General features: G+C 65.3%; 21 protein-coding genes, 2 tRNA genes and 3 pseudogenes. 15 read left to right on the forward strand and 11 right to left on the reverse strand.

Going from position 1 to position 23,517, the window contains the following annotated elements; genetic code table 11:
- Nucleotides 1-148 precede the first annotated feature (148 nt).
- Entirely contained in the window at nucleotides 149-1,414 is a 1,266-nt protein-coding gene (locus LRS12_RS16450) for a hypothetical protein (RefSeq protein WP_257845619.1), read from the forward strand.
- 52 nt (nucleotides 1,415-1,466) lie between these two features.
- On the opposite strand, the pseudogene LRS12_RS16455 reads toward LRS12_RS16450, so the two are convergent.
- Nucleotides 1,467-1,928, reverse strand: a pseudogene (locus LRS12_RS16455) (Lrp/AsnC family transcriptional regulator).
- A 190-nt stretch (nucleotides 1,929-2,118) separates the two neighbouring features.
- Between LRS12_RS16455 and LRS12_RS16460 the strand changes: the two are divergent.
- The 4 genes from LRS12_RS16460 (at nucleotide 2,119) to LRS12_RS16475 (ending at nucleotide 5,510) form a co-directional block, all read left to right on the forward strand.
- Entirely contained in the window at nucleotides 2,119-4,242 is a 2,124-nt protein-coding gene (locus tag LRS12_RS16460) for a HAMP domain-containing sensor histidine kinase (RefSeq protein ID WP_257845620.1), read from the forward strand.
- Nucleotides 4,243-4,324: 82 nt separating this feature from the next.
- Nucleotides 4,325-5,293, forward strand: coding sequence for a polysaccharide deacetylase family protein (locus LRS12_RS16465; RefSeq protein WP_257845621.1), 969 nt, complete (start codon nucleotides 4,325-4,327; stop codon nucleotides 5,291-5,293).
- A gap of 17 nt (nucleotides 5,294-5,310) precedes the next feature.
- Nucleotides 5,311-5,387 (forward strand) — tRNA-Ile (locus tag LRS12_RS16470).
- A gap of 46 nt (nucleotides 5,388-5,433) precedes the next feature.
- Nucleotides 5,434-5,510: transfer RNA gene (locus LRS12_RS16475), tRNA-Pro, on the forward strand.
- 12 nt (nucleotides 5,511-5,522) lie between these two features.
- Here the strand turns inward: LRS12_RS16475 and LRS12_RS16480 are convergent.
- Together LRS12_RS16480 and LRS12_RS16485 are read right to left on the reverse strand one after the other, a co-directional pair.
- Entirely contained in the window at nucleotides 5,523-6,701 is a 1,179-nt protein-coding gene (locus LRS12_RS16480; protein ID WP_257845622.1) for a VWA domain-containing protein, read from the reverse strand.
- A gap of 38 nt (nucleotides 6,702-6,739) precedes the next feature.
- Entirely contained in the window at nucleotides 6,740-7,318 is a 579-nt protein-coding gene (locus LRS12_RS16485) for a CHAP domain-containing protein (RefSeq protein WP_257845623.1), read from the reverse strand.
- Nucleotides 7,319-7,473: 155 nt separating this feature from the next.
- Between LRS12_RS16485 and guaA the strand changes: the two genes are divergently transcribed.
- The 3 genes and pseudogenes from guaA to LRS12_RS16500 all read left to right on the forward strand — a co-directional run bounded on the left by guaA (nucleotide 7,474) and on the right by LRS12_RS16500 (nucleotide 9,880).
- Nucleotides 7,474-9,030, forward strand: a complete 1,557-nt coding sequence (gene guaA, locus LRS12_RS16490; RefSeq protein WP_257845624.1) for a glutamine-hydrolyzing GMP synthase — start codon at nucleotides 7,474-7,476, stop codon at nucleotides 9,028-9,030.
- Nucleotides 8,987-9,378: pseudogene (locus LRS12_RS16495) on the forward strand (ArsC family reductase). Before guaA ends, LRS12_RS16495 begins: the two are co-directional and overlap by 44 nt.
- Nucleotides 9,379-9,445: 67 nt before the next feature.
- The gene (locus LRS12_RS16500) at nucleotides 9,446-9,880 is read left to right on the forward strand and encodes a hypothetical protein (protein WP_257846206.1); all 435 of its coding nucleotides are present in this window, start codon (nucleotides 9,446-9,448) and stop codon (nucleotides 9,878-9,880) included.
- A 102-nt stretch (nucleotides 9,881-9,982) separates the two neighbouring features.
- On the opposite strand, the pseudogene LRS12_RS20115 reads toward LRS12_RS16500, so the two are convergent.
- Both LRS12_RS20115 and LRS12_RS16510 read right to left on the reverse strand, forming a co-directional pair.
- Nucleotides 9,983-10,114: pseudogene (locus LRS12_RS20115) on the reverse strand (helix-turn-helix transcriptional regulator); the annotation flags it as partial.
- Nucleotides 10,107-10,529: a hypothetical protein gene (locus tag LRS12_RS16510; protein WP_257845625.1), complete on the reverse strand. Its 423-nt coding sequence runs from the start codon at nucleotides 10,527-10,529 to the stop codon at nucleotides 10,107-10,109. The gene LRS12_RS16510 and the pseudogene LRS12_RS20115, both read right to left, overlap by 8 nt.
- 124 nt (nucleotides 10,530-10,653) lie before the next feature.
- Here LRS12_RS16510 and panB point away from each other — a divergent pair, with 124 nt between their 5' ends.
- The 5 genes from panB to LRS12_RS16535 all read left to right on the forward strand — a co-directional run bounded on the left by panB (nucleotide 10,654) and on the right by LRS12_RS16535 (nucleotide 15,625).
- Entirely contained in the window at nucleotides 10,654-11,514 is an 861-nt protein-coding gene (gene panB, locus LRS12_RS16515; RefSeq protein WP_257845626.1) for a 3-methyl-2-oxobutanoate hydroxymethyltransferase, read from the forward strand.
- A gap of 72 nt (nucleotides 11,515-11,586) precedes the next feature.
- Nucleotides 11,587-12,291 (forward strand): tetratricopeptide repeat protein, encoded by a 705-nt coding sequence (locus tag LRS12_RS16520; protein ID WP_257845627.1) that lies wholly within the window; start codon nucleotides 11,587-11,589, stop codon nucleotides 12,289-12,291.
- Complete coding sequence (locus LRS12_RS16525; protein WP_257845628.1) at nucleotides 12,288-13,610, forward strand: PQQ-like beta-propeller repeat protein; 1,323 nt, start codon at nucleotides 12,288-12,290, stop codon at nucleotides 13,608-13,610. Before LRS12_RS16520 ends, LRS12_RS16525 begins: the two co-directional genes overlap by 4 nt.
- Before the next feature lie 26 nt (nucleotides 13,611-13,636).
- Entirely contained in the window at nucleotides 13,637-15,001 is a 1,365-nt protein-coding gene (gene der / locus LRS12_RS16530; protein ID WP_257845629.1) for a ribosome biogenesis GTPase Der, read from the forward strand.
- Between the two features lie 210 nt (nucleotides 15,002-15,211).
- Nucleotides 15,212-15,625, forward strand: a complete 414-nt coding sequence (locus tag LRS12_RS16535) for an Hpt domain-containing protein (protein WP_257845630.1) — start codon at nucleotides 15,212-15,214, stop codon at nucleotides 15,623-15,625.
- Between the two features lie 12 nt (nucleotides 15,626-15,637).
- Here LRS12_RS16535 and bfr read toward each other — a convergent pair whose 3' ends face one another.
- Both bfr and LRS12_RS16545 read right to left on the reverse strand, forming a co-directional pair.
- Nucleotides 15,638-16,120, reverse strand: coding sequence for a bacterioferritin (gene bfr, locus LRS12_RS16540; RefSeq protein WP_257845631.1), 483 nt, complete (start codon nucleotides 16,118-16,120; stop codon nucleotides 15,638-15,640).
- A gap of 133 nt (nucleotides 16,121-16,253) precedes the next feature.
- Nucleotides 16,254-16,424, reverse strand: a complete 171-nt coding sequence (locus LRS12_RS16545; RefSeq protein WP_224919999.1) for a bacterioferritin-associated ferredoxin — start codon at nucleotides 16,422-16,424, stop codon at nucleotides 16,254-16,256.
- Between the two features lie 219 nt (nucleotides 16,425-16,643).
- On the opposite strand from LRS12_RS16545, the gene LRS12_RS16550 reads away from it, so the two are divergent.
- Complete coding sequence (locus LRS12_RS16550) at nucleotides 16,644-17,249, forward strand: hypothetical protein (protein ID WP_257845632.1); 606 nt, start codon at nucleotides 16,644-16,646, stop codon at nucleotides 17,247-17,249.
- On the opposite strand, the gene LRS12_RS16555 is transcribed toward LRS12_RS16550, so the two are convergent.
- The 4 genes from LRS12_RS16555 to LRS12_RS16570 all read right to left on the reverse strand — a co-directional run bounded on the left by LRS12_RS16555 (nucleotide 17,239) and on the right by LRS12_RS16570 (nucleotide 22,538).
- Nucleotides 17,239-18,483, reverse strand: coding sequence for a DUF418 domain-containing protein (locus LRS12_RS16555; RefSeq protein WP_257845633.1), 1,245 nt, complete (start codon nucleotides 18,481-18,483; stop codon nucleotides 17,239-17,241). The two genes, LRS12_RS16550 and LRS12_RS16555, sit on opposite strands and share 11 nt — an antisense overlap.
- 57 nt (nucleotides 18,484-18,540) lie before the next feature.
- Entirely contained in the window at nucleotides 18,541-18,957 is a 417-nt protein-coding gene (locus tag LRS12_RS16560) for a DUF3052 domain-containing protein (RefSeq protein WP_257845634.1), read from the reverse strand.
- A 125-nt stretch (nucleotides 18,958-19,082) separates the two neighbouring features.
- Nucleotides 19,083-21,302, reverse strand: a complete 2,220-nt coding sequence (purL, locus tag LRS12_RS16565) for a phosphoribosylformylglycinamidine synthase subunit PurL (RefSeq protein WP_257845635.1) — start codon at nucleotides 21,300-21,302, stop codon at nucleotides 19,083-19,085.
- A gap of 57 nt (nucleotides 21,303-21,359) precedes the next feature.
- A complete protein-coding gene (locus LRS12_RS16570) occupies nucleotides 21,360-22,538 on the reverse strand; it encodes a cupin domain-containing protein (protein WP_257845636.1) in 1,179 nt (392 codons plus the stop codon).
- Between the two features lie 79 nt (nucleotides 22,539-22,617).
- Between LRS12_RS16570 and LRS12_RS16575 the strand changes: the two genes are divergently transcribed.
- On the forward strand, nucleotides 22,618-23,337 hold the full coding sequence (locus LRS12_RS16575; protein ID WP_257845637.1) for an energy transducer TonB: 720 nt from the start codon (nucleotides 22,618-22,620) through the stop codon (nucleotides 23,335-23,337).
- Nucleotides 23,338-23,517 lie beyond the last annotated feature (180 nt).

Here is a 23,517-nt window from a genome sequence, read left to right on the forward strand (position 1 = left end):
GCGTATCATTTCGGGAGCCGGAGCGTTCAAAAAGCGTTCAGCGAGCCTGTGCGAGCGGCTGATCGCCTATACACCGCCTTGACCGGGCGGGGCGGATTACTAGAGCGGTCGCGTCAACCGCTACGCAAATGCGTGAGGAGAGTTTCGGATGAAGTCTGTTTCCAAGGCTGCGCTTGCCGCGGCAGTTCTGCTGGCTGCGCCCTACGCCGTGTCGGCACCTGCGGCTGCGCAGAAAAAACAGAAGGAAGAGGCACCCAAGATCAAGGTGAGCGATGCGTTCCGCAAGGCCGCGATCGAGGTCGAAACGCTGTTGAAGGCCAAAGACTATGCCGGCGCGGCGGGCAAGATCGACGCGCTCGACGCGCTGTCGGCCAATGACGACGAAAAATTCTACGTTGCCAATTTCCGCCTGCAGATCGCAATCGGGGCCAAGGACAATCCCGGCACGATCCGCGCGCTCGACATGCTGATCGCGAACCCCAAGACCGATCCGGCGAACTTGCCCCAGTATAACTATTTCCGTGGCGACCTGACGCTCGCCCAGAAGAAGCACGCCGAGGCGCTGCCGTATCTGATCAAGGCGCGTGACCTGGGCTATGTCACCACCGGCGGCAACCTCAATTTGCAGATCGCCCAGGCGCAGCTCGAGTCGGGACAGCTCGACGCGGGCATCGCCAGCATCGACGCGGCGATCAAGGGGGAGGAGGCTGCGGGCCGCAAGGCGCCGGAGAGCTGGTACAAGTTCGCCGTCGATCGGCTCTATCGCGGTGGCAAGAAGGCGGCGGCAAGCGAATGGCTGGGTCGCCAGATGGCCGCTTACCCGAGCGCGCAGGGCTGGCGCAGCACCTTGCTCATCTACATGGAGCAGGCGCGTGAAAAGGGCGTAGCGATGGACGCCGACCTGCAGCTCGACCTGTTCCGCCTGATGCGCGCTGCCAAGGCGATGGGGGGCGAGGCGGACTATATCGAATATGCCGATCTGGCGCAGCGTCGCGGCCTGCCATGGGAAGCCAAGGCGGTGATCGAGGAAGGCCGCGCAGCCGGCAAGGTTCTGGCGGGCAACACTGCCGCCAACGAACTCTATCGCTCCGCCACGGTTCGCGAGAAGGCCGAAGGGTCGCTTGCCGGTGAGGAAAAGGGTGCCGCAGCGGCCGCCAATGGCGTTGCGGCCAAGAATGTCGGCGACGCCTATCTGGGCAGCCGGAACTTCGTGAAGGCTGTGGAACTGTATCGCCTGGCGCTGCAAAAGGGCGGCGTCGACGCGAATCTGGTCAACACCCGTCTCGGCATCGCGTTGGCGATGCAGGGCCAGAAGGCCGAGGCAAAGACCGCGTTTCAGGCAGTCAGCGGTGCCGGGCGCAGCGAAATCGCGCGGTTCTGGACCACCTGGCTGGACCAGACGCCGACGGCCTGATTTCGAGCTTTTGTGAATCGAAGGGGCGGTCGATGGGCCGCCCCTTTTTCGTTCAGTCGACCGGCACGCCGGGGTCTGACTTGGACGTGCGGATCGTCAGCGAAGTGCGGACATGCGCGACGTTGGGCGCGGTGGTCAGCCGAGTGGTCAGGAACTGCTGAAAGCTGCTGAGATCGCGCGCGACGATCTTCAGGATGAAGTCGATATCGCCGTTGAGCATGTAGCATTCGCGAATCTCGGAATCGCGGCCACATGTGCCTCGAACGCCTCAAGGTCGGATTCGGCCTGGCTCTTGAGGCTGACCATCGCGAAGACGGTGATCGAATAGCCAAGCCAATTGGGATCGAGATCGGCATGATAGCCCCGAGATCGCGCCCTTTTCCTCCAAAGCGCGCACGCGGCGCAGGCAGGGCGGGGCGGTCAGGCCGACGCGGTCGGCCAACTCGACATTGGTCATGCGCCCGTCGGACTGAAGATGCGCCATGATTTGCCGGTCGATGTCGTCGAAAGCCATAATGTTTCCCTTGGACGGTGCCTTTGCATCGCCATTTGCCAGTTAAACATAATAAAATTACTTGCAAGCGCAATTGTCCCACTATGCTACGGCGCGCTTTCGGGACGAATTCTCCTGTTCCCTCCGGGCCTTCGGGCGGGTTAAGGATTCCTTACCGGCCGATTTCCGGCCCGACTGGGCAGACCGTTTTTTGCGCTACGACGACACCCTGGAGACCGTTCTGGCCGGAGATGTTTCGACATCATTCGGCAAGGCGTCGGCGTGGCGTCAGCTGGTCGATCTGATCGGTCGGCGGCGGGTAGCGGCGGATGCGCGCGCGTTCAACCTGCTTCGCCGGATTCGCGACGAGGTGCCGATCGGCGTCCGCGCCGCGAGCGCCCGCGCGCTGGAACATGTCAACCCGCCCGCGCCGCTGGTCGCACTGTGCGCCCTCGACGATATTTCGGTTGCCGCTCCGTTGCTGCGCACCGCGCGGATGTCATCAGGCGAGTGGGTCGAATTGCTGCCCCGCCTGTCGTCGGCGGGGCGATCGGTGCTGCGCGCCCGCCGCGATCTGCCGCCGGGGATCGAGCGCGCGCTGGAGGCATTCGGGCCGATCGATTTCGTGGTCTCGGGCGCCGCGGCGGAAGTCGTTGCCGAATCGACGCCTGAGGCGGCTGCGGATGTTCCGGCGGTCATCGCATCTGAAACCGTTGACGAACCCGTGCCGCTCACGGAGGTCGAGCCGGCGCTGGTCGCGCTGCCCGTGATCGCCGAGGACGAGGATGCCGAGCCGGTCGCGCTTGGCGAATCCGGTTCCGTGCTGGAGGCGGTCGCGCGGGTAGAGTCGCGGATCCGGATGCGGCTGCGCCCGGTGCTCGATCCGGTCGAAACGCCGGTCGTCGAGGTCGCGCCGGAACCCGACCCCGCACCCGCGACGGAGCCCGAGCCGGAGGTTGAGCCGACGGCGGTGCCCGCGAACATCTCGTCCTTTGTTTCGGTCGGAACGGCGGCGCTGGGCATTCCCGTCGTTGCGCAGGCGCTGGAGGCTGTCGAAGGCGAGAACCGGCCCGTGCCGGCCCAAAGCGGGACGGACGGCGAACCGTCCGTCGCAATCCCTCTTGCGACGGAGTCTCCCCCGGCGCACGCCTCGGACATGGAAGAAGTCTTCATTCTGGGTAATCGTGACCCCGAGCCGGTCGTCGCCGATACTGCGGATGTCGCGCCTGAAGGTCCGTTCGAGATTGCCGATGTCGTCGCGCGGATCGACGCATTCTATACGCTGCAGCAGGAACGCGCAGCGCATGCACCGCCGCCGGTTCGGATCGATGGATTCCGTTTCGAAACCGACGAGCTGGGGGTAATCCGTTGGGTCGAGGGCGTGTCGCGCGCGCCGCTGATCGGACTGTCGCTCGAACTCAACAACGCGAGTGACGGATCGCGTGCCGATGGCGTGGCTGCAGGAGCGCTGCGCCAGCGCGCGGTGTTCAACGACGCGCGGCTGACGGTGATCGGCGAGTCGGACGCTGCGGGTGAATGGCGCATTTCGGGTGCGCCCGCGTTCGACCGCGCGACCGGTCGCTTCTCTGGCTATCGTGGTACTGCCCGGCGTCCACGTCGGGAGGAGAGCGCGACACCTGCGGCGGCACCACTGGCCGATCCTGCAGCGGATTCGTTGCGCCAGCTGATGCACGAGTTGCGCACCCCGACCAACGCCATCGCCGGCTTTGCCGAGATGATCGAGCGCGAGATGCTGGGCGATGCTCCGCCGGTCTATCGGGAACGCGCCGGCACGATCCGCGACCATGCCCGGGCGCTGCTCGCCGCGATCGACGATCTCGACATCGCCGCGCGGATCGAGGCGTCGGCGCTGACGCTGCACAGCGGCGAGGTGACGCTGCGCCCGATCCTGGCGCGTATCGCCGACGATCTGGCCGCGCTGGCCGAGCTGCGCGGGGCGTGGATCGCGCTCCCGATCGACGATCCGGTGGTGCGCGGCGACGCGCGCGCGATCGAGCGGATGCTGTCGCGACTGCTCGCCACCCTGCTCTCGGCGGCGCGCGATGGCGAGCGGGTCGGGGTGCAGGTGAGCGAGGCGGCCGGCGTCGTCGCCATTGCGTTCGACCGGCCCGATGCGTTGGCCGGACACAGCGGCGAGGCGTTGTTCGCAATGGATGACGAACAGGAGGATGCCGCGCTGCTCGGCACCGGGTTCGCACTATGGCTGGTCCGCAACATCGCGCGCGAGCTGGGTGGCCAGCTGGCGATCACGCCGGAAGCGATCACGGTCGAGCTCCCCGCGATGGTAACCAAGTCTTTGGAACAGGCGCGCTAAACTCCCCATCGTGACGAGGGGTAGGCAACCACAGAACGGACCGGCCGATTTTCGCCCATCTGCGCCACCCGCAGATGCGGCGGTGCATTGGCCCGACGCGTTCGGAACCCGCTTTGCCGTGTTCGTCGATACCGAGGAAGAGTTCGACTGGTCGCAGCCGCTGGCGCGCGCGAACCGCGGAACCCAGGCGATGGACGCGCTGCCGGGCATCCATGCGCTGTTCGCCGACCATGGCGTGCCCGCGACCTATATGATCGACGATCCGATCGTGCGGTGCAGGCGCTCGGTCGATATTCTCCAGGGGTTGCTGGCCGATGGCGGGTCGGCGATCGGATCGCAGCTTCACCCCTGGGTCAATCCGCCGCACGACGAAATCGTGAGCCCGCGCAACAGCTTTCTGGGCAATTTGCCCCCCGCATTGCAGGCGGCGAAGATCGAAGCGCTGACCGACGCGATCGAACTGGCGTTCGGGCAGCGACCCGTGATGATGCGGACGGGGCGCTATGGGCTTGGTCGCGACACGCTCCCGCTGCTCGCGGCGGCGGGGTATCGCGTCGATACGTCGATGCGGTCGGGATACAGCTATGCCGCCGAAGCCGGGCCGGATTATCGCGCCATCCCCAACCATGCTTTTGCGACGGGGGAGGGGGATCTGATCGAGATTCCGCTGACCACCATCTATACCGGCGCGTTGCGGCGGGGCGGGATCGGGCTGCACCAGGCGCTGGGCCGGGTGCCGCGCGGGCGGGGCGTCGCGTCGCGGCTCGGACTCCTCTCGCGCGTCGCGCTGACGCCGGAGGACATGCCGATCGACCTCGCGCTCGACGCGATCCGGGTGGCGGCGGACAGCGGCGTGCGGTTGCTGATGTTCTCCTACCACTCGCCCTCGGCCGCGCCGGGCTACACGCCCTATGTTCGCGACGCCGACGACCTCGCGGCGTTCCGCAACTGGTGGGAGCGGGCGTTTGCATTGCTCGACCGACTCGGCATCGCGCCGGCGTCGCACGACCAGATACTTGCGGCGCTTGCCGAGGACGCGGATCGCCCCTAATCGGCGTGTCGCGCTGTGGGCCTGTAGCTCAACTGGTTAGAGCTGGCCGCTCATAACGGCTAGGTTGCGGGTTCAAGTCCTGCCGGGCCCACCAGCGCATTGCCTTTGTGGTCGGACCTGTATAGGCGACCCGCTCGCGTCGGGGAGTGGCGCAGTCTGGTAGCGCGCCTGCTTTGGGAGCAGGATGTCGCAGGTTCGAATCCTGTCTCCCCGACCATTTTTTTGAGCCTCAGGTCTTCCGGCTCAATTCCCGCATCGCGTCGTCCAGTCCCGCCAGCGTCAGCGGGTACATGCGGTCGTTCATCAGCTCGCGCATGATGCGGACCGATTGCGAATATCCCCATTGTTCCTCGGGGATCGGGTTGAGCCAGACGGTCGCGGGATAGGTGTTGGTCACCCGCTGCATCCACGCCGCGCCGGCTTCCTCGTTGAAATGTTCGACCGATCCGCCGGGGTGGCTGATTTCATAGGGGCTCATCGACGCATCGCCGACGAAGATCACCTTATAGTCATGGCCGAACTTGTGGAGCACGTCCCAGGTCGGGGTGCGTTCGGTGAAGCGGCGGCGATTGTCCTTCCACACGCCTTCGTACAGGCAGTTGTGGAAGTAGAAGAATTCGAGATTCTTGAACTCGGCGGTGGCGGCGCTGAACAGCTCCTCGCACAGCTTGACCCATGGGTCCATCGAGCCGCCGACGTCGAGGAAGAGGAGCAGCTTGACCGCATTGTGCCGCTCGGGCCGCATGCGGATGTCGAGCCAGCCCTGGCGCGCGGTGCCGTCGATCGTGGCGTCGATATCCAGCTCGTCCGCCGCACCTTCGCGTGCGAAACGGCGCAGGCGGCGCATCGCGATCTTGATGTTGCGGGTGCCGAGTTCGCGGGTGCTGTCCAGATTCTTGAACTCGCGGCCTTCCCACACCTTGAGCGCGCGCTTGTGGACGCTTTCGCCGCCGATCCGCACGCCCTCGGGGTTGTAGCCGGAGTTGCCGTAAGGCGAGGTGCCGCCGGTGCCGACCCATTTATTGCCGCCCTGATGCCGGCCCTGTTGTTCCTCGAGCCGCTTCTTGAGCGTCTCCATGATCTCTTCCCAAGAGCCGAGCGACTTGATCGCCTCCATCTCCTCGGGGGTCAGATATTTCTGGGCGATCGCCTTGAGCCAGTCTTCGGGGATCTCGGCGGTCTGGACGCCATAGGTGGAGGCAATGCCCTTGAACACCTTTGCGAACACCTGGTCGAAGCGGTCAAGCAGTCCCTCGTCCTTCACGAAGGTCGCGCGGGCGAGATAGTAGAATGCCTCAGGCGTGCGGTCGATCACGTCGCGATCGAGCGCTTCGAGGAGCACGAGATGCTCCTTCATGCTGGCGGGGATGCCCGCGGCGCGGAGCTCGTCGACGAAGGAGAAGAACATCGCGGGAGTGTGGCGCGGGTCGTCGCCCGCGTCCAGCCTCAGCGCGCGTAGGCGTCGATCAGCGATCCGACATAGTCGGGCTGTTCGCCGGTCAGTTCGGGGGCGGGGCGGGCCTTTGCGATCTTCGCGCCACTGACCGGGCGGCCATAGATGAAGCCGTGAACCGGGTAAGTGGTCGAGCCGAGACCGCGATTGTCGCGATACCAGACCTTGACCTGCGTCCAGTCGCCGTCGGGCGACACGTCGAACAGCGTTACGTCCTGCTCCACCTGTCCGCGCTTGCCGTCGAAACGCGACCAGTTGGCGTGGGTGACCATGACGACTCGCGGTTCGATCACCCGGCTGACCACCGAGACATGGCCCAGCGGGAGCGCCGACGACTTCGCGAAGGCAACCACCGCGCCGACTTCAGGCGCCTGTCCGCGCTGATATTTGGACGCGGCCTGGCCCCACCAGGTCCAGGCGTCGCCCCAGATCTGGATACCCGAAGCCGCGCGCGCGAACGGCACGCACTCGCCGACATAATTGAGGATCGATGCCGAAGCGGGCGCCGCGACCAGTGCCGCGGCGCCAAGGATCGACAGCATGATCCGGCGGGGGGTCCGGTTCGACTGCATGGGGACAGCATAGGCATGCTGCGCTTCCGAATGCTTTGCGGGTGCGGTTAAGGACGCGGTGACCATGCCGGCGCGAGGAATCCGCAGTGCGCGAAATGGTTCCCGAGGTGGGCCGACGCCTTTACACTCCCGCCGTCCCTGCCTATCGGCTCGCCATGACACAGCCCGGCGAATCCATCCTCATCGTCGATTTCGGCAGCCAGGTGACCCAGCTGATCGCGCGCCGCGTGCGCGAAGCGGGCGTCTATAGCGAAATCGCCCCCTTCAACTCCGCCGCAGAGGCGTTTGAGCGGATGAAGCCGGGCGGCGTCATCCTGTCGGGATCGCCCGCATCGGTGCTGGAGGAGGGGTCGCCCCGCGTCCCCGATGCAATCTTCGACAGCGGCCTGCCGGTGCTGGGCATTTGTTACGGCCAGCAGGTGATGATGCACCAGCTGGGCGGGCGCGTGCAACTGGGCGACAGCGGCGAGTTCGGCCGGGCGTTCATCGACATCGCCGATCGTTGCGCGCTGTTCGACGGGCTGTGGGTCGAAGGCGAGACGCATCAGGTGTGGATGAGCCATGGCGACAAGGTAACCGACCTCGCCCCCGGCTTCCGCCCGGTGGCCGCCAGCCCCGGCGCGCCGTTCGCGGTGATCGCCGACGACAGCCGGCGTTACTATGCGATGCAGTTTCACCCCGAGGTGGTCCACACGCCGGACGGTGGAGGGCTGATCGCCAATTTCGTGCGCCATGTCTGCGGGCTGAAGGGCGACTGGACGATGGCGGAGTTCCGCCAGACCAAGATTGCCGAAATCCGCAAGCAGGTGGGCAGCGGAAAGGTGATCTGTGGCCTGTCGGGCGGCGTGGACTCGGCGGTCGCGGCGGTGCTGATCCACGAGGCGATCGGCGAGCAGCTGACCTGCGTCTTCGTCGATCACGGTCTGATGCGCAGCGGCGAGGCGGACCAGGTCGTGTCGCTGTTCCGCGGACATTACAACATCCCGCTGGTCCATGTGAACGCGGAGACATTGTTCCTCAACGGCCTCGCCGGCGTCACCGATCCGGAGGCCAAGCGCAAGTTCATCGGCAAGACGTTTATCGATGTCTTTGAAGCCGAAGCGAAAAAAATTGGCGGCGCGGAGTTTCTGGCACAGGGAACACTTTACCCCGACGTGATCGAGAGCGTCAGCTTTACCGGCGGCCCATCGGTGACGATCAAGAGCCACCACAATGTCGGCGGCCTGCCCGAACGGATGAACATGCAGCTGGTCGAACCGCTGCGCGAGCTGTTCAAGGACGAGGTCCGCGCGCTCGGCCGCGAGCTGGGGCTGCCCGATATCTTTGTCGGGCGTCACCCGTTTCCCGGCCCCGGCCTTGCCATCCGCATCCCCGGCGAGGTGACCAAGGAACGCTGCGATATCCTGCGCAAGGCGGATGCGGTGTATCTGGAGGAAATCCGCAACGCGGGCCTGTACGATGCAATCTGGCAGGCGTTCGCGGTGCTGCTCCCGGTCAAGACGGTCGGCGTGATGGGCGACGGGCGGACCTATGAGTCGGTGTGCGGCCTGCGCGCCGTGACCAGTACCGACGGGATGACCGCTGACGTCTATCCGTTCGACGCCAGCTTCCTGACCCGCGTCGCGACGCGAATCGTCAACGAGGTGAAGGGCGTGAACCGCGTGGTCTATGACTATACGTCGAAGCCGCCCGGAACCATCGAGTGGGAGTGATCCGGTGATTGCGCTCTACGGCATTCCGAATTGCGACACGGTCAAGAAGGCGCGGGTCTGGCTGGACGCCAATGGACTCGCCTACAGCTTCCACGACTACAAGAAAGAAGGCGCGGACCCGGCGCGGCTGGCGAAATGGGCCGAGACGGTGGGATGGGAGCCGTTGCTCAACCGCGCGGGCACGACGTTTCGCAAGCTCGATGAGGCGGACAAGGCGGATATCGATGCGGCCAAGGCGCTGGCGCTCATGGCGGCGCACCCTCGCTGATCAAGCGGCCGGTGGTGGAGTATCGTGGCGGGCTGCTAGTCGGGTTCAAGCCGGAACAATGGGCCGCAGCGCTGCTGTAACGCGATGATTGGCAAGAGCGTCATTTAGGATCATCTTTCCCCATCGAAGCATTTAGGGGAGGGTGAGATGACCGAAGGCACGTCAAAGGCGCCGGCCTGGTTCATTGTCGGCGCGGTGCTGCTGATCCTGTGGGGCCTGATGGGCTGCGCGTCGCTTTACATGCACTTCGTGCTGGGGCCGGATTTCGATCCGAACGCGACCGACTATGACCGGCAGCTCTACGCATCGCTGCCAATGTGGCTGAACATCGTCTATTTCGTCGCCGTGCTTGGCGGGCTGTTCGGTGCGATCGCGCTGCTGATGCGGCGGCAACTGGCCGTGATCCTGTCGGCGGTATCGGTGGTCGCGGTAGTGATCCAGTTTGGCTGGATGTTCCTCGCCACCGACATCATCGCGGTGAAGGGCGTGTGGACGACCTATTTCCCCGCTTTCATCATCGCAGTGCAGCTGTTCCAGCTGTGGTTCGCCAATATGGCGAAGGGCAAGGGGCTGTTGCGCTGAACCCGGTCGGGAGGGGGGATCACTCCCCTCCCACTGGAACACGTCCTCGAGCGGCTTGTCGAAGACGCGGGCGATGCGGAACGCGGTTTCGAGCGTGGGGGAATATTTGCCCTGCTCGATCGCCGCGATCGTCTGGCGGGTGACGCCGACCCGGTCGCCCAGATCGGCCTGGGTCATCTCCCCTGCCATGAAGCGCAGCGTTCGGATCTGATTGGCAATTGGCGGACTAGCCATGCCAGCCTCGGCGGTATCCGAGCAGGGTTGCGCCAAACCGGATCGCTTCGGCGAGGATGAAGGCACCCGCGAGCGCGAAGATCGTGTCCGGCCCGTGCAGGCCGAAGTGCAGCCAGACGATCACTGCGACCACGCCAAGGATCAGGGTGAAATAGGCAAATCCCGTCGCACGGCGGCCGACCGCGCGGTCGCGCTCGTCGGCGGGGGCATTGGCCTCTTTCGGGGCACTGATTGCCCAGATCGTGGCTGCGGCGATCATCACCGCCGCCTGTGCCACGGTCGCGACGATGAACGGGCCGAGCATCGCGAGCCCGCGCACCGCGTGCGGCGTCAGGGCGAGGATGATGAAGAACGCACCCCAGATCAGCACCGTGCTCAGGAACGACACCCATGCGATCTTCTCTCTAAACGCCATGCGCCCCTCCCATGTAAGAAATATTCGACTCAATGGTATATATAACGAACATCTAGTCAATGAGAACTGACATGTCGAATGAGGTCGCTAGCGCGCTCGCGCTGGCCCCGCTAGAGCGCCAACCATGTCCACGACCTTCACCATCGACACCTCCACCAGCCGCGCGACGCCGACCCCGGCGCCGATGAAACGGCTGACGGTCCCCGCGATTCAGGCGCGCAAGGGGAAGGAACCCGTGGTGATGCTGACCGCCTACACCGCGCGGATGGCGCAGCTGCTCGACCCGCATTGCGACGTGCTGTTGGTCGGCGACAGCCTGGGACAGGTCATCTATGGCCTGCCGTCGACGCTGTCGGTGACGCTGGACATGATGTGCGCGCATGGCGCGGCGGTGGTGCGGGGCAGCTATCATTCGGTCGTGGTGATCGACATGCCGTTCGGTAGCTATGAGGCGAGCCCGCAACAGGCGTTCGAATCGGCGGCGCGGATCATGGCGGAAACCGGGGCTGCGGCGGTGAAGCTGGAGGGCGGTCAGGCGATGGCCGAGACCGTCGCGTTCCTCACTGCGCGGGGCATTCCGGTGATGGGCCATATCGGCCTGACACCCCAGGCGGTAAACGCGCTGGGTGGCTATGGCGCGCGCGGTCGCGGCAATGCCGAATACGCCAAGATCATCGGCGACGCGAAAGCCGTGGCAGAGGCGGGAGCGTTTGCGCTGGTAGCCGAGGGCGTCGTCGAGACGCTGGCGAACGAGATTGTCGCAGCGGTGCCCTGTCCGGTGATCGGTATCGGCGCGTCGGTGCAGTGCGACGGGCAGGTGCTGGTGACTGAAGATATGCTGGGCCTGTTCGAGCGCACCCCGCGCTTCGTCAAGAAGTTCGACGATATGGCGGGCCGCATTTCCGCCGCGGTCGAGAGCTACGCATCGGCAGTACGCGACCGCAGTTTTCCCGGTGATGAGCAGGTCTATAAGCCCAAGGATTGAGGCGCTTTCGTTTCCCGTCCGGCGCGGCTAAGGTCCGCGCCACACCCCCCGATTTTCCCGATGGAGTTCCCCTTGGCGCTGAGCCCGCAAAGCAACGATGCCTTTCTGCGTGAGGTCGACGAAGAGCTCCGCAAGGACCAGGCGTTGCACATCTGGCAGAATTACGGCCGCTGGATCATCGCCGCGATCGTCGGCGCGCTGCTAGCATTTGGCGGCTTCCTGTATTGGCAGAGCCACAGCGAGGGGCAGCGCGCGGTCGAGGGCGACAAGTTCGCTGCGGCGTTCAAGGCGCTGGGCGAGAACAAGCCGCAGCTGGCCGAAGGGTCGCTGAAGGAATTGGCCGATTCCGGCACGCCTGGCTTCAGCGCGAGCGCACGCTTCACCCAGGCGACGCTGCTGCTGCAGAAGAACGACCTCAAAGGTGCGGCGGCGCTGATGGGGGCGATCGCGGCGGATACCGACGTGCCGCAGGAGTTTCGCGATCTCGCGCTGATCCGTCAGACGATGATCGAATATGACACGATGAAGCCCGACGCGGTCGTCGCCCGGCTGAGCGGCCTCGCGGTCAAGGACAGCCCGTGGTACGGCAGCGCGGGCGAGATGCTCGCCGGCGCCTATCTGCGGCAGGGCAAGCGCGCGGAAGCAGGCAAGCTTTATGGCGCGATCGCCAAGGACGAGAGCGTTCCGCGGTCGATCCGTCAACGCGCGGTTCAGATGGCCGGCGTACTGGGTGTCGACGCGATCGTCGACGAGGGTGAGGACAAGAAAGCACAATGATGAAGGCGGTTCGTACTTCGGTCGCGCTGACGGCGCTGGTCGCGCTGAGCGCGTGCGGCATCTTCAAGGGGGGCGGCAACAAGACCCCGGTGCTGGGTCAGCGCGTTCCCATCCTGGCGGGTGAATCCGGCATCACCGCCGACAAGACGATCGCCGATGTGCAGGTTGTCCTTCCGATGGCGACGGTCAATCCGGGATGGACCCAGCCGGGTGGCAATGCGGCGAAGGCGATGGGCCATCTCGCGTTCGGCCAGGCACCGGTGCGGGTCTGGTCGGCGAGGATCGCCGGAACAACGGGCCGTGTGCGGCTTGCCGCCGCGCCGGTCGTTTCGGACGGCAAGCTGTTCGTCGTCGATACCGATGCGGTCGTCCATGCGTTCGACGCGGCCACCGGCGGCAAGCTCTGGTCGCTCGCGACCTCGTCGGACAAGGAAAATCGCAATGCGGCGTTCGGCGGCGGGGTAAGCGTCGAGGGCGGGCGCGCCTTCGCCACCAACGGGCTGGGCGATGTCGTCGCGATCGACGTGGCGGCGGGCACCGAAGTGTGGCGCAAGAAGCCGGGCGGCCCGCTGCGCGGCGCACCGACGCTGTTCCTTGGCAACGCCTATGTCGTGTCGCAGGACAATCAGCTGTTCGCGCTGGCACAGACGGATGGTGCGGTGGTGTGGACCCAGTCGGGTACTCCGGAAACGCAGGGCGTGTTCGGCGTGGCGGCACCCGCCGCGGCGCAGGGGACGATCGTCGCTGGCTTCTCGTCGGGCGAACTCAACGCCTATCGCTACGAAAATGGGCGTGCGCTGTGGAGCGACACGCTTTCGCGCTCGACCATCTCGACATCGGTCTCCAGCCTGGTCGATATCGATGCCGAGCCGGTGATCGACCAGGGCCGCGTCTATGCCGTCGGGCAGGGCGAGCGCATGGCGGCGGTCGAACTGAATTCGGGCCAGCGCATCTGGGAGCAGAATTTTGCCGGCATCTCGACCCCGTGGGTCGCGGGCGAGTGGATCTTCGTGATGACCGACGATGCGCGCCTCGTCTGCATCGCGCGCGGCAGCGGCAAGATCCGCTGGATCAGCCAGATGCGCGCGTGGCGTGACGAGAAGGACAAGAAGGGGCCGATCAACTGGGTCGGTCCGATTCTGGCCGGCGACCGTCTGTGGCTCGCCAACACGCGCGGTGAGCTTGTGTCCGCGTCGCCAGCAGATGGCAGCGTCGGTCCCATGATCGAGCTGGGCGACACGATCAGCCTTGCGCCGGTCGTCGCGAACAACATGATGTATGTCCTGAGCGACAAGGGCGAGATCACCGCCTATCGCTGAGGTGGCAGTTGCGGTAGGAGGCGCGGATGCGTCTTCCTACCGTAGCGATCATCGGCCGGCCCAATGTCGGCAAATCGACCCTGTTCAACCGGCTCGTCGGCAAGCGCCTTGCGCTGGTCGACGATCAGCCCGGCGTCACCCGCGACCGGCGCGAAGGGGACGGCGACCTGCTGGGTTGCAAGTTCCGGATCATCGACACCGCGGGATTCGAGGATGAGGACGCCGCCAGCCTGCCCGGGCGGATGCGCGCGCAGACCGAGGCGGCGGTGCGCGAATCGGATGTCGCGCTGTTCATGATCGACGCTCGTGCGGGGGTGACCCCGCTCGATGCCGAGGTCGCGCGCTGGCTGCGCAGTTCCGGCGCGCCGATCGTCCTGCTTGCCAACAAGGCTGAGGGGCGTGCCGCCGAGCCGGGCATCCATGAAGCGATGGCGCTGGGGCTGGGCGACCCGGTTCCATTCTCCGCCGAGCATGGCGAAGGGATCGCCGACCTTTTCGAGGCGCTTCAGCCCTATATCGACCGCGAGGAAGATGCGTTCGAGGAAGAGGAGGATGATTCTCCCGACGCGCCGCTCAAGCTGGCCGTGGTCGGGCGCCCGAACGCCGGTAAATCGACCCTCATCAACAAGATCCTGGGTCAGGAACGGCTGATTACCGGGCCTGAGGCGGGGATTACCCGCGACTCGATCGCGATCGAGTGGCTGTGGACCGATGATGAAGGCAATGATCGGCCGATCCGGCTGATCGACACGGCAGGGATGCGCAAACGCGCCAAGGTTCAGGAGAAGCTGGAAAAGCTGTCGGTCGCCGATGCATTGCGCGCGGTGGATTTCGCCGAAGTCGTGGTGCTGCTGCTCGACGCGACCAAGGGGCTGGAGGTCCAGGATCTCAAGATCGCCGACAAGGTGCTTCAGGAGGGCCGCGCGCTCGTAATCGCGCTCAACAAATGGGACGTGGCGGAAAACCAGTCGAGCCTGTTCAACGGCGTAAAAGGCGCGCTGGACGAGGGGCTGGCGCAGGTGAAGGGCGTGCCGTTGCTGACGGTGTCCGGGGCGACCGGAAAGGGTCTCGACACGCTGATTCGCGTCGCGTTCGAAACGCGCGAAGCGTGGTCGCGACGAATCACCACGGGACAGCTCAACCGCTGGTTCGAGCGCGCGATCGAGGCAAACCCGCCGCCCGCGCCGGGCGGCAAGCGAATCAAGCCGCGATACGTCACCCAGGCCAAGACGCGCCCTCCCAGCTTCATCCTGTTCGGTACGCGGGTCGACCTGTTGCCCAAAAGCTATGAGCGCTATCTGGTCAACAGCATGCGCAAGGAGTTCGATTTCGGCGCAGTGCCGGTGCGGCTGACGATGCGTCCGTCGAAAAACCCGTTCGATCGCGAGTGAGGGTGCCAAGCCGCGCTGACGGCCTGTGGATATCCGTGACCTCGCTGCAGGCGGCCGCGTCCACGCGTGTTCCGGTGGCTGAAAAGGCGAGGGTTTGCGGGTCGATGGTCTATCCGGTTGCCCGTTAGGAAAACGGTTTCCCGTCAACCGGACGTTTACCAGCTTACCCATATTTGTGATCCGGACGTAATGCGTGTGCTGGAGGTTGATTTGGCGACCCTCGATGGAGACCGGCTGGTGGACTGGACCGCGTTCGCGCATGCCCGGACGCAGCTTGGCGCGAATTTCGTCCGAATCCTCGGCTATTTTCAGGAGGATGGCGTCAAGTCGGTCGGACTGATCGAGGACGCGATGCGGTCGAACAATGCCGCCGCGATGGTGCTGCCCGCACACACGCTGAAGGGGGAATCGCACCAGTTCGGCGCCGAACCGCTGGCCGAATGCGCCGCCGCGATCGAAGAGATCGCCCGCCAGTGCGTCGAGAATCGCTATGAGCCGAGCGAGGCGCTGAAGCATGTTGTCGAGTTGCGCCCGTTGTTCCAGGCGACGCTGACGTTGCTGGAGCGGGAAGCGAACCCGCTGGTCGAACGACGCCCGATGTTCGGACGTCGCCCGGGGGCGTAGGACCCCGACCCGTTACTCCGCCTCTTCCGCCTTGGAATTGAGCTGGATGTAGTTCTGGATCCCCATCCGCTCGAGCATCTCGAACTGGGTTTCGAGCGTGTCGACATGCTCTTCCTCGCTGTCGAGGATGCGCTGGAACAGGTCGCGGCTGCCATAGTCGCGGACCTTCTCGCAATGCTCGATCGCGTCCTTGAGCACCGCCACCGCCTCATATTCCAGCTCGAGATCCGCCTTGAGCGCCTCTTCGACCGTCTCGCCGATGCGCAGCCGACCGAGCAGCTGGAAATTGGGCAGGCCGTCGAGGAACAGGATGCGTTCCGCCAGCATGTCGGCATGTTTCATCTCGTCGATCGACTCGTGGCGCTCGAACTCGGCGAGCTTCTTGACGCCCCAGTGATCGAACAGACGATAGTGAAGCCAATACTGATTGATCGCGGTCAGCTCGCCCTTGAGCACCTCGTTCAGATAGTCGATGACCTTGGGATCGCCCTTCATGTCGCACCTTTCGCGTTTTCGTTTGTTCCAGCGGAGCTGAACCAATCTCTTTCGCACGCGAGTATAGCGCGACTTGGGCGCTTCAGACAGTCAAAAAATGGCGGATTTCTGCGGGTTTGCGGAGGTGCGAACGCTACGCAGCAGCGCGTTCGGCGTCGATAATGGCTCGCGCGAACGGCACGCACTGACCGCATTTCGGCTGACGACCGAGCGCACGATATGCCTGACACGCGCTGATCGCTCCGTCACGCGCCGCAGCGCGGACATCCTTCTCACGAATGGCGTTACAGACGCAGACGACCATCAGACCCTCTCACTCTCTCGCTCTAGCTAAGGCGATTGAGAGTGATCTGCAAGCCTATTGCGAGGCATTCGCGAAAATGCTGATTGGCCGCCGGTTTGCAACGTGGAACTATGCAGTATGCGCCCTTTCCTCCCGTTCGCCCTGATTCTCACCCAGGTCCCGGCAGTTGCCGCAGACAAGCCGCGGACCCCGACCGCCGATCTGACTCCACCGGACGAGGTGGTTCGCATCGTCAACGGGGCTATGGCCGAACTGTTGGCGCCTGGCGAACAAGCCGGACCGAACTGGGAAGTCCAGGGCGTCGATCTCGTCGCACGGATGGCGGCCCATCCGGAGGGTATCAATCGGACGGCGACGATCAGCGACATGGCGGGTGATCGTTCAGTCGATCACTATGGAGAGGGGACGCTCCCGAATCCGCCGGGGCTTGAACCTGTGCTCGACCTGCCGGGGCAGCCGATGTCCGGCGACGTCCACTGGCAAACCATATCGGAACTGGGCGACGGTGTCTGGATGCGCGCCAGCGCAAAGCTCGTGCGCCGCGGAAACGCACGTTGCGGAAGAGGGTGGGAAACGCTGACCATTCTGAAACCTGGCGACGCACCCTTGAGCGAGGAAATGCGCTTTGCGGTGATGTTCGTGCGACTGATGGCCGAACGGATGCGCCAGATGGAGGTCTGCTCGATCGCCTTTGAGCAGCCCGATGGGACCTTGATCGAGCGTAGCTTCCTTCCCGATGGCCGGCCGCTTCCCAAGCTGGACGAGCAGAGCAAACCAGTTCGCATCCGTCCGCTTGCAGACGCGACCGCGATCCTCAACCCTTGATCAGTACCCCACCCGCCATCGCCTGAGGGCGCCCGCGCGACAGGCTGCGCCACAGCCATTCGAGCGGGCCGTAGGCAAAATGCTCAAGCCAGGGCTTCGACCAGAGCAGGATCAGCGCCCAAACCGCGAACACCACCAGATAGACCTCTGCCCGCGACAATTCGCCATACCAGCCAAGGCCGTAGCCGTAGAAGATCGTGGTGCAAATCAGGCTGGTCACCAGATAGTTGGTGAACGCCATCCTCCCCGCTGCCGCCAGCCGATCAGTCAGCGCTCCCCCAGGGCGCATCAGCAGGACGATCAGGCTCGCCCAGCCCATGATCATCAGCGGACGGACGGGGATGGTCAGAACCATCGTCGAGGCTGTCACCTGAACCACGCCATAGTCCGAGCGTATCATCCAGACGGCGAGCGCGCTGTAGAACGGGACGCCAATGCCGAAGCCGATCGCGACCCAGCGAACATATCGGCGACGTTCCCACTGTCCGGTCAGCATCCCGTTGCGGAACGCGGCCATACCGAACAGCATGTAAGCGAGCGTTTCCCAGCCATATTGGATGACACCCAGCAACGGTCCCCAGGCGACTTCCTTGAACCGCTCGACCGTGATGCCCCACCAATCGCCCCGGTGGATCGCGACCTGGCCCGTCAGCCAGTCCGACGATGGTCGGCCAAAGCCGCGTTCAATGCCGACAAGGGCTTCGCGCATTTCCGGATTGTCGGGCGTCGCCTGGGCGATCGCCGCGATCATCGGAATGAAGGCAGAGACGATGAACTGGACTACCAGCAGGATACAGCCGACGATCAGCAGGGTCTTGATCCGCGAGTTGCGGAACAGGAAGGCGACCATGCCCATTAGCGCGTAATTGTTGAGAATGTCGCCCCACCAGACCAGCCAGAGGTGGAGCAGGCCGAAGACGAGCAGCCAGGTCATGCGCGAATAGTGGACCTTCGCGGCGTTCTCGCCCTTCGCAGTCGCGCGTTCGATCACCAGCAGGGAGGAGGCACCGAACAGGAAGGAGAACAGCCCGCGCATCTTGCCGTCGAAGAGCACGAAATTGCCGAACCAGACGGCGAGGTCTGCGCCTTCCGCGCCACCATAGGCCGCCGGATTGAAATAGGCCGGCATCGGCATCGAAAAGGCGATGATGTTGAGCAGAAGGATGCCGAGCACCGCGACCCCGCGAACGGCGTCGAGCGTCAGATGACGGTCACCCGCCATAGTCGTGGCCATCGATCGTCTCCCCCGTGTTAGCCGAGGAATACACCGCCTTGTTGCGGCGCGCCAGCCTCAACACGCGCCGCGCAACTCCTTGCGGATCATCAGCTTGAGGCCGGACCAGGTCTCGTCCACCGCGCAGACCTTCACATCGACAAGTCCAAGGGGCAGGGCGATCTCGCGGATCGTGTCTTCGACGATGTCGGTATCGAGGTTCGCCGCCTTTTTGGGCCAGGATACCCAGATGAAGCCGCTCGGCGCGATCAACTGGCGCAGCGCCCTGAGCTCGCGATCGAGCGTCGCGCGGTCCGTGACGAACACATGCGCCGCGTCGATCCCGGTGCAGGGCGCCGCGAGGACTTCGAGGCCGAGGTCATCGACCCGCGCTTCTGCCCGCACGCTGGCGGGCATGTCAGCGATGAACAGCCGCATCCCGGGCTTGAAGCCCAACTTGTCGGCGAGCGGGGTGGTCGAATAGCCGGCGGTCATGGCCCCTCCTGCGGGTCTAATCGTTGCAACCTGTCCCTGCCTACGCACGAGGCGCGGATTGGGTGCATTGCGGCGAGTCGAACCGAAGGTGGCAGATTACGACCATCGTGGGAATGCGATGGCTGTCACGCCAGTGCCGCGTCCGGCCCCATCAGCGCGGGGAAGAAGCCTTCATGCGCGTCGCGCAGCGTATCGATCGTTACGCACCAGTCGCCTTCGTCGAGTTCGAAGATCAGCCGGTCCTTGATCGTGCGGCCCATCGGGTCGGCGGGGACATCGGCTTCGGCGGCGGCGGTGAGGAATTCGGTCAGCGCCTCGTCGGGCACGGTGACGATGTAGAGGCCCTGATCCTCGCCGAAGAAGCTGCCTGCGATGCCGAAGGGCTGGGCCTGGTCGATCGTCGCGCCGATGCCGCTGGCGAGCGCCATTTCGGCGAGCGTCACCGCGACGCCGCCGTCGGACACGTCATGCACGGCATTGACCAGACCGCGCCCGATCATGTCGCGGACGAAGTCGCCGGTGCGCTTTTCGGCCTTCAGGTCCACCGGCGGGGGCGGGCCTTCCTCGCGGCCATGGATTTCGCGCAGCCAGATCGACTGGCCGAGATGGCCCATCCGCTCGCCCACCGCGATGATCGCATCGCCGGTCGCCTTGAACCCGATCGTCATCGACTTCGCCCAGTCGGCGAGGATGCCGACGCCGCCGATCGCGGGGGTGGGGAGGATCGCCGATCCGCCACCGGTCGCCTTCGACTCGTTATAGAGGCTGACATTGCCCGACACGATCGGGAAGTCGAGCGCGCGGCAGGCATCGCCCATGCCCTCGAGGCAGCCGACGATCTGGCCCATGATCTCGGGCCGCTGCGGGTTGGCGAAGTTGAGGCAGTTGGTGATCGCCAGCGGGGTCGCGCCGACGCTGGTCAGGTTGCGCCATGCCTCGGCGACCGCTTGCTTCCCGCCCTCGACCGGGTCGGCGAAGCAGTAGCGCGGAGTGCAGTCGGTGGTGATCGCCAGCGCCTTGTCGGTGCCGTGAACGCGGACGACCGCAGCATCGCCGCCGGGGCGCTGGACGGTGTCGGCGCCGACCATGTGGTCATATTGTTCCCAGATCCAGCGGCGCGATGCGATGTCGGGCGAGCCCATCAGCTTGACGAGATCGGCAGCGATGTCGGTGCTTTCCGGCTCGTCGGCGAGGTCGGCGGGCTTGGGCGTGGGGACATGCGGACGATCGTAGAGCGGCGCGTCGTCGGCAAGTGGGGCGAGCGGGATGTCGGCGACGGTGTCGCCCTTCCACTTCAGCACCATGCGGCCCGTATCAGTAACGTGACCGATGACGGCGAAGTCCAGCTCCCATTTGTGGAAGATGGCTTCGGCGAACGCCTCACGGCCGGGCTTGAGCACCATGAGCATCCGCTCCTGGCTCTCCGACAGCATCATTTCATAGGGGGTCATGCCCGTTTCGCGCTGGGGCACGTCGTCCATGATGAGTTCAATGCCGACGCCGCCCTTCGACGCCATTTCGACACTGGACGAGGTGAGGCCCGCCGCGCCCATGTCCTGGATCGCGACGATTGCGTCGGACGCCATGAGTTCGAGGCAGGCTTCGATCAGCAGCTTCTCGGTGAAGGGGTCGCCGACCTGAACGGTCGGGCGCTTGGCGTCGGCATCTTCGCCGAAATCGGCGCTCGCCATGGTCGCGCCATGAATGCCGTCACGCCCGGTTTTCGAACCGACATAGACAATCGGATTGCCGACGCCGGAAGCGGCCGAATAAAAGATCTTGTCGGTCTGCGCGACGCCGACGGTCATTGCGTTGACCAGGATATTGCCGTCATAGGCCTTGTGGAAATTGACCTCGCCGCCGACGGTGGGCACGCCGACGCAATTGCCATAGCCGCCGATGCCGTGGACCACGCCCGCGATCAGGTGCTTCATCTTTGGATGATCGGGGCGACCGAAGCGCAGCGCGTTCATGTTGGCGATCGGGCGCGCGCCCATGGTGAACACGTCGCGTAAAATTCCGCCCACGCCGGTCGCCGCGCCCTGATAGGGTTCGATGTAGCTCGGGTGGTTGTGGCTCTCCATCTTGAAGATCGCCGCCTGCCCGTCGCCGATATCAATCACGCCGGCATTCTCGCCGGGGCCACAGATCACCCAGGGGGCAGTCGTCGGCAGCTTCTTCAAATGGATGCGGCTCGACTTGTAACTGCAATGCTCCGACCACATCACCGAAAAGATGCCGAGTTCGGTCAGGTTCGGCTCCCGCCCCATGGCGTGCAGGACGCGTTCATATTCCTCGGGCGACAGGCCGTGCTCGGCGACGATTTCGGGCGTGATCTGAGTCATGGTCGCGCGCATAGCGGGAGAGAAGCGCCGCGTCACCCCGGTGAACGCAGATCGCGATCAGACACGCGGGCGATAGGGTTCGGCGAGTCGATCGCGCACGATCCGGGCGACCAGTGCATCCAGTTCGGCCACAGGATGATGCGGGAACTGGGCGCGCACTTCCTGCGCGGAAAAGGCGGGCCGGGCGAGCATCCATTCGGCCGCGTCGGCCAGCAGACCGAGCGGCGCGCGCGTACCGTTCGTGGCGAGCCAGCTTCCCGATTCATCCCTGCTGACCTGTGCGGGAAGACCGGTGCGCGCGTAGAAATCGAGTGCCGGGCGGGCGGGGAGCGCGACGGGATGCGCCGGGGTCGCCAGTTTGCGCTGTCGCAGCCGGATCGAGTCGCGCAGCGCGGGCGACCTGGCAAGGCTCGCAAGACGCGCGCCGAGGTCGGTCAGATGAGCGTTGAGGGCATCGCCGTCCTCGCCGCGCGCGTCGGGGAGCCAGGCGCGAAAGGCCGGGTCGGCGAGCGCGGTCTGCTGGATAAGTTCAAGCAACAGCCGCCCCGAAAACGGCGCGACGCCAAAGGTCAGGTGGAGCGACTGGGTATCGGTGGCAATCGCGTCGTGGAAGAAACCGCGCGGAATATAGAGCAGATCGCCCGGGCGGGTGGTGACGTCCATCAGCACCGGCCCCTTCGCGGCGTCAATCCACGCCTGTGCGTCGTCGCCCTGTGGCGGATCGAGCGGCATGTCGGCGCGATGGGCATAGATGCGCCAGCGCTTTTCCCCGGCACACTGGATCGCGAACACCTCATGCGTGTCGTAGTGCGAGGCGAACGCCTGAACGCCCTGAAACGAGACGTAACAATTGGCACCCACCAGCGCGGCGAAGCGATCGGCGAGCAGATCGGCCAGCGCGCGTACTGGGGGGAGCAGATCCTCAAGATGATCGAGGACGAGGCTGGCCCCCATCGCCAGCAGATGTTCGATCCGCGCCGGATCCCCGGCGGGTGCCTTGCCCGGAGCCTCGGCGAGATAGTGCGCAGGATCGACCGCGCGCCCGTTGAGCATCAGCTTGAAGCGGTCGGGCGTCCACGGCGCGCGCTGGGCAAGCAGGGCGTTGAGATCGCTCCACCCGATCGGCGGCGCAATGCGCCGTGCCTCGGTCGCCGGAATGTGAACCGGACGGAGGTCCCAATGGCGGTCGAGAAAATCGCCTTCGGGTAGCGGTGCGAGGAAATCGGCAAAGGTCACGCGCCGCAGTCTAGCGCACGTCGGCGCACTGTCGAGCACGAGCAAGCGTCGGTTCAGCGGGGTTGTGCGTTGAGGGTGCATGGTTGCGATCCTGTCCCATCGGCGCGAGCGCGCGGGCGGTGCGGCGGCAGCGGCGGCGCTGACGCTGGGCCTCGGTGCGTTGCTGGTTGCCGGGCTGGCGGTGCGGGCGCAGGTCGTGGTTGAGGAAGACGGCATGGCGCTGTTCCGCGTCGCCCCCGATGCGCCGCCGCCGCCCGAAGCGATCCGCGCGCCACAGCGCGACACCCGGCCCGAGGGGGAGGCGGCTCCGCCCAATCTCACCTCACGAGCGACGCCGGTGGTGGTGCCGGAGCCGATGGTGCCATTGCCGCTGCCGCCGCCGCTTTTGCCTGTGGCCGAGAAAGCAGCGGATAGCAGTCAAGCGACCAGCGGGGCTGCGGACGTTCCGGGCCCGGGGAGCGGTGCGGGCGGTCAGGGAGATGGCTTCGGCGCAGGCGGCAGCGGTGACGGGCGCGGCGCCGGCGACCCCGATGCGACCCCGCCGCGCTGGATTCGCGGCGACATTCGCGATTCGGATTATCCCGAGGACCTTGCCGATGCGGGGATCGGCGGGCGGGTGACCGTGCTGTATCTGGTCGAAACCAATGGCCGGGTCAGCGACTGCGATGTGGTGGGGTCGAGCGGCGTGCCGCGTCTCGACGCGCTCACCTGTCGCCTGATCCGCGAACGCTTCCGCTTTCGCCCATCGCGCAGCGGGGCGGGGGAAGCCGGTTCCGGCGCTGATCCGCGAAAGCCATGAATGGGTGTTCGAGCGCGTAAACCCTTGATAGCTTGCGCACGACATGGCGCAGGGGGTGCGGGTGAGCCGGCTGGAACATTGGTATCTGAAACGGTTTAGACCGGTGGATGGCGGATTTCTGTTCACCCAATGGGGTTATGAGGTTCACCTGTCGCATGCAGAGGTCGCGCAGTTGCTCGT

Origin of the sequence: Sphingomonas sp. J344, assembly GCF_024700005.1 — a bacterium.
Taxonomy (GTDB): domain Bacteria; phylum Pseudomonadota; class Alphaproteobacteria; order Sphingomonadales; family Sphingomonadaceae; genus Sphingomonas.

Coding starts and splice junctions, on each gene's coding strand:
- LRS12_RS16575 (WP_257845637.1), top strand. CDS start 22,618: ATGGTTGCGATCCTGTCCCATCGGCGCGAGCGCGCGGGCGGTGCGGCG.
- panB (WP_257845626.1), top strand. CDS start 10,654: ATGTCCACGACCTTCACCATCGACACCTCCACCAGCCGCGCGACGCCG.
- LRS12_RS16485 (WP_257845623.1), bottom strand. CDS start 7,318: ATGCAGTCGAACCGGACCCCCCGCCGGATCATGCTGTCGATCCTTGGC.
- LRS12_RS16555 (WP_257845633.1), bottom strand. CDS start 18,483: ATGGCCACGACTATGGCGGGTGACCGTCATCTGACGCTCGACGCCGTT.
- LRS12_RS16500 (WP_257846206.1), top strand. CDS start 9,446: ATGACCGAAGGCACGTCAAAGGCGCCGGCCTGGTTCATTGTCGGCGCG.
- bfr (WP_257845631.1), bottom strand. CDS start 16,120: ATGAAGGGCGATCCCAAGGTCATCGACTATCTGAACGAGGTGCTCAAG.
- purL (WP_257845635.1), bottom strand. CDS start 21,302: ATGACTCAGATCACGCCCGAAATCGTCGCCGAGCACGGCCTGTCGCCC.
- LRS12_RS16525 (WP_257845628.1), top strand. CDS start 12,288: ATGATGAAGGCGGTTCGTACTTCGGTCGCGCTGACGGCGCTGGTCGCG.
- LRS12_RS16510 (WP_257845625.1), bottom strand. CDS start 10,529: ATGGCGTTTAGAGAGAAGATCGCATGGGTGTCGTTCCTGAGCACGGTG.
- LRS12_RS16560 (WP_257845634.1), bottom strand. CDS start 18,957: ATGACCGCCGGCTATTCGACCACCCCGCTCGCCGACAAGTTGGGCTTC.
- der (WP_257845629.1), top strand. CDS start 13,637: ATGCGTCTTCCTACCGTAGCGATCATCGGCCGGCCCAATGTCGGCAAA.
- LRS12_RS16545 (WP_224919999.1), bottom strand. CDS start 16,424: ATGGTCGTCTGCGTCTGTAACGCCATTCGTGAGAAGGATGTCCGCGCT.
- LRS12_RS16480 (WP_257845622.1), bottom strand. CDS start 6,701: ATGTTCTTCTCCTTCGTCGACGAGCTCCGCGCCGCGGGCATCCCCGCC.
- LRS12_RS16450 (WP_257845619.1), top strand. CDS start 149: ATGAAGTCTGTTTCCAAGGCTGCGCTTGCCGCGGCAGTTCTGCTGGCT.
- guaA (WP_257845624.1), top strand. CDS start 7,474: ATGACACAGCCCGGCGAATCCATCCTCATCGTCGATTTCGGCAGCCAG.